The sequence below is a fragment of the Breznakibacter xylanolyticus genome (assembly GCF_003254275.1).
Classification (GTDB): domain Bacteria; phylum Bacteroidota; class Bacteroidia; order Bacteroidales; family Marinilabiliaceae; genus Breznakibacter; species Breznakibacter xylanolyticus.
This window is the reverse complement of the sequence record NZ_QKZK01000072.1, coordinates 1-4,319: the sequence shown is the minus strand read 5'-3', so window position 1 is coordinate 4,319 and position 4,319 is coordinate 1. Positions and strand designations below refer to the sequence as shown.

The 4,319-nt window shown below is 31.9% G+C and carries 5 protein-coding genes; 1 reads left to right on the top strand and 4 read right to left on the bottom strand.

Features of this window, described 5'->3' with window-relative positions:
- Window positions 1-308: 308 nt before the first annotated feature.
- Window positions 309-1,295 carry a hypothetical protein gene (locus LX69_RS17285; protein ID WP_111447275.1) on the bottom strand — a complete coding sequence of 329 codons (987 nt, stop codon included), beginning with the start codon at window positions 1,293-1,295 and terminating at the stop codon, window positions 309-311.
- Between the two features lie 157 nt (window positions 1,296-1,452).
- Between LX69_RS17285 and LX69_RS17650 the strand changes: the two genes are divergently transcribed.
- The gene (locus LX69_RS17650; protein ID WP_146260798.1) at window positions 1,453-1,683 is read left to right on the top strand and encodes a hypothetical protein; all 231 of its coding nucleotides are present in this window, start codon (window positions 1,453-1,455) and stop codon (window positions 1,681-1,683) included.
- Window positions 1,684-1,910: 227 nt separating this feature from the next.
- On the opposite strand, the gene LX69_RS17280 is transcribed toward LX69_RS17650, so the two are convergent.
- From LX69_RS17280 to LX69_RS17270, 3 genes are all read right to left on the bottom strand, one after another.
- The gene (locus LX69_RS17280; RefSeq protein ID WP_146260797.1) at window positions 1,911-2,330 is read right to left on the bottom strand and encodes a hypothetical protein; all 420 of its coding nucleotides are present in this window, start codon (window positions 2,328-2,330) and stop codon (window positions 1,911-1,913) included.
- A gap of 220 nt (window positions 2,331-2,550) precedes the next feature.
- Window positions 2,551-3,312: a hypothetical protein gene (locus tag LX69_RS17915; protein ID WP_185741729.1), complete on the bottom strand. Its 762-nt coding sequence runs from the start codon at window positions 3,310-3,312 to the stop codon at window positions 2,551-2,553.
- Entirely contained in the window at window positions 3,309-4,220 is a 912-nt protein-coding gene (locus LX69_RS17270; protein WP_111447273.1) for a hypothetical protein, read from the bottom strand. Before LX69_RS17270 ends, LX69_RS17915 begins: the two co-directional genes overlap by 4 nt.
- Window positions 4,221-4,319 lie beyond the last annotated feature (99 nt).

The window sequence follows — 4,319 nt, the reverse complement described above, 5'->3', positions numbered from 1 at the left end:
TCGTATAACCATTTAATCAACCGAGTTTTCATCTCTTTTAAAGGGACAGCCATCGTATTGACCTAATGGAAGCAATACAAGACATGTTTTTATCATAATACTACAACCCAATTCAAAATATCACAAACATTGATCAATATACCCCGATTCCACATTTCATCCAAACACTCTAACTCCTCTTGACAATCGATTAAAAAGAGTACAACGGCTGAGAAATCCATAGCCGAACATCCGGGATATAGTTCAACCTGGGATTCGCGCTAGGCATTACATGCCGCTTAAATCCCTATATATTGGTGGCAGTTTTTTTATTTTTTAGTTATAATCATACTCGTTTCCACCCCACCTTTCTTATTTATCCCAAGAAAATGTAATATTTGCATATCTTTTAATTCAAATGTTCTTGTTGTAAGAATCATGTAATCACCTATATTTTTTTCACTTTGGGTCTTTTCATTTAAAATTTTATCTTTTGGAATAAAAAATATAGGATTTGTCGCTAAATGTCCTTTCACAATAATTTCTTCTGATTTACTTATTGCAAAAAATTCATTCTTTAAAATATTTTCATAATAAACACCTTGCTCGTCTTCTAAATATTTCCACCCCTCACTTATAGAGCTTAAATACTCACTTATATCAATCGGATTCAACTTTATTATTTTTTCGAAATCGGTAAATTCTAAATTTCTATTTGAAATTCCTTTAATTTTCTGAACATTCTCATTACCTACAATTAGTTTAAAAATCTCTGGGGTTTCAGGCAAATATTTAATTTCCACTTCCAATCCTTTTGAAACAGACTCAAATATTTCCCGATCAACCTTGGTAGTATAATTTTTTACCTCTCCATTTTTTGTTTTAAATTCCACATTTAATTCAATTTTTTCAAACTTTCTTCTTATTGAGCCTGAAATAACTCTTTGACCATTAATTATAGTTGCGTTTGTTATAACACCTTCTCTTTCAATTTTTTTGTAAATTTTAAACTCATAGTAGTTCATAAATAAAAAAAACAAAATAATTGACACAAAAAAAGGAATTAATAGAATTCTTGAGATATCACTGGATTCATAATCCTTAGCATTCAAATTATACAAATCTGTAAATCTGCGTACTTTAGCAGTTGTCAGAAATATTAAAAAGCCACAAATAAAAGCCTGAATAAATACAAGCCAAAAGTTAAATGAAAAATAAAACGTTATTGGGGTAAAGAATAAAAAGCACAAGAATAGTCCGAGAGAAATTAATGACCATTTTGCAGATGGGTTTTTCAGGAATGTTGTTTTCAGCATAGCATATTTCTTTTAATATAGATTTTAATCTGTCTGAATATATCGTTATTAGTAGCATCATCCGTAAAATTGCCACCAACGGTAAATGTTTATGCAGTTGGGGAATAGAAACAACTGCACTCTAAAAATAGTAGTAACTTAATAAATTGGAATACAGATGAATACACCACAAGCCCACCAATTGCATAAACATAGTGTTAGCAACTGGCTTTCTTTTCCTGATAATAAACCCGAACAATATTCATGGGTATTAGTAACTGTCAAAAGTCCTGTTGACAAATGGGTCGAAATGGCTGGTTTTGACGGTGAAAAATTCCAATTACCGGGCAGGGGAGATACAACATTTGTTACCCACTGGATGCCGATTCCGTCTCCAGCTTGTTGCTAACGTTACGCATATGCCTAGTGGCGGATTGCGGGCGATTCAACTGTCAAACTACAATGGGTTTGAGCGGGAGAAAAGCCTTGCAAAGTGCAGTAAAACCGCCATTAGGTATATGCGATGTTAGCAGCCGGTTTTTATTTCCTGATGAATTCAATCTTTCAATCATTGATGTCATTGTATTTCCTATTCGGTTCATTGCTTTCATAAGTCATTAGGTTCGAACTAAATGATTACTTGGATTGTCGATATCTATACCTGATTAGGGTAATATAATCCAACTTATCAAAGTACGATAAAAATTCTTTCGGATGATAAATATATGTTGAATCAACAGCATAAAGTCTCGGATTCGTAATACTAAATCTAAATGCCTGATTATTTATTACGATCTTCGGATTATTTACTGTACCAGCTAATCCCAATTTTGAGATATATTTCACTTTCATATTACTTTCCAGAACAATTAATTTAGCATTTGATTTATTGAGAATTTCTGATTTAATTGCATCATATACTTCTTTTTGAATTGTATCACATACTGTTATTTCTGTTCTTTCTAGTCTGCTGGAATCTATTGAACATTGTATTTGCAAACCAGCAAATAGTAACAAAGGTAATAATCTAAAAAAAATCCTAATTCGCTTATTCATTCTTATCCAATTAAATTCAAACAATAACCACAAAGTCTTTTAAGGATTCCATAAACTAGTCGTAAAATGTTAAACTGGCTGCTAACGCTACGCATATGCCTAGTGGCGGATTGCGGACGATTCAACTGTCAAACCGTGGTGAAGTTTGAGCGGGCGAAAAGCCTTGCAAAGTGCAGTAAAACCGCCATTAGGTATATGCGATGTTGTATGCAGGCCGTTTTTAATTAAAATTCTTTTTAAAAAAACGTGACCAATTCAGCTTTTTTAATTGCTTTTCATAAGCTCGCTTATCAAAATTTGGATCAAGAAGAGGTAATCCATTAATCAATTGCTTTAGGCGTTCGAAGCAAAGGTCTGTATATTGATTTCTTAAATTATCATTATTAATCCATGGCTCAGATTTAATTCGTAGAATCAGATTATCAATTATTTCTATAGCAGTATTTAATTCTGTTGGTCTTGGAATATTTAGAATTTCTTGTTTCTTTAATTCGTATAGTTTTTCTTTTTCTAGTTTTTCGGCCTTGTTATTTCGAAATTCTGACATTATACTTTTTCCTGTTTCAACTAATAGTGATTTTACTTGCCCTTTATTGTTTTGATTGCTTTCTTCTGATGAAGAAGTCATTGGAGACTGTTGTTTTTGTTGAACAGGCTCAATTGTAGATTGATGATTTGGTCTTTGTGTTATTGGTTTTGGTTTGTCAATTTTGCCATCTTCAATTGCTTGTTTGATTTGTTTTACTTCTGATGTGGTAAAACCATGAGCAGTAACTTTAGCGCCAGAGGCATGGAAGGTTATAGTCGAATATCCTATCATTGGAGTCTCAACTGAAATATTTGAGATTTTCTTAAAATCAAAGTATTCAGATTTACCCTTAAAAAGGCCTGGTATTCTAACCGTTAAACCTGTACTTTCAATATGTATTTCTGCTGGAAATACTTTATTACCCTCTGATAGTCTGGATGCGATAAATTTCATATGGCCTTAATATTTGTTGTTGATTTCACTGAGTCTATTGATATTTGTTCAGCAAATTTGGTTAATGAATTGTTAGTCCAACCACTTGCTCCACTTAGTTGATTGCAAACGTATATTGTCTGATATTCAGAAGTATATTTCTCGATAGTCAAAGGCTTGGTTTTATCACGGCCAATTTTGTCTAGCTCTATAACGCAATCAAATTTCGCATTAAATATTTCCTTTATGATTTTATCATCTCCTTTCAAATAGCTTTTTGCACTGAAAATCACAGATGGAAAAGACTTAAAGAAATTTGATTTTAAAAAGTCCATTCTTTCAAGCGATAGTCCACTGCCTTCATGATATTTTGCTGGTTTATAATTCAATTCTGTAAGAAAGCATTGCTGGAAAAATGATTTTGTTATATCCTGAATTTCGTTGACTTGTAATTCTTTCGCAGGATATATTTGATTTATTATTGATGCTGTAATACTCCAAGTGTGATTTCTTTTGGTTTTTCCCGTATGATATGATTTGGGTAATAATGGACTAAATCCAATTTTAGATGTAACATCAAGTTGATTCATTTTGAATAAATCGTTCTGGATTATTGTTTTCCATTGTTTATAATTGTTAATGCTTTCTTTAATTAACAATTCAAAGTTTTCAGACGAAAATGCTTTTTCTTTTCCAATAACAAGGATTTCAGAATTCGGATTCCCAAATCCAATATAAAAAGGGTTTGCGAATTGTTTGAAATCAAATATTTCTAATGCTGAAAATCTTTCTTTTAAAAGTAATTCTCTCTGAGTTAATTCCTCGCTTTCAAAGGCTTCAATTATTAAATTTTGATATGGAGGTTTAAACTTTGAGATGTAAATTTCATCAAAGTCTGTATTTATAAGTTCTAAAAATTCGCTTTTCATCTGATGGATAGATTGTCTGTTTTTTTTTCTTCGGCTTGCATACAACGTTACGCATATGCCTAGTGGCGGATTGCGGACGATTCAACTGTCAAACCGTGG

Excerpts from the sequence above, each read along its gene's own strand:
- LX69_RS17285 (WP_111447275.1), bottom strand. The coding sequence starts at position 1,295 with ATGCTGAAAACAACATTCCTGAAAAACCCATCTGCAAAATGGTCATTA.
- LX69_RS17650 (WP_146260798.1), top strand. The coding sequence starts at position 1,453 with ATGAATACACCACAAGCCCACCAATTGCATAAACATAGTGTTAGCAAC.
- LX69_RS17280 (WP_146260797.1), bottom strand. The coding sequence starts at position 2,330 with ATGAATAAGCGAATTAGGATTTTTTTTAGATTATTACCTTTGTTACTA.
- LX69_RS17915 (WP_185741729.1), bottom strand. The coding sequence starts at position 3,312 with ATGAAATTTATCGCATCCAGACTATCAGAGGGTAATAAAGTATTTCCA.
- LX69_RS17270 (WP_111447273.1), bottom strand. The coding sequence starts at position 4,220 with ATGAAAAGCGAATTTTTAGAACTTATAAATACAGACTTTGATGAAATT.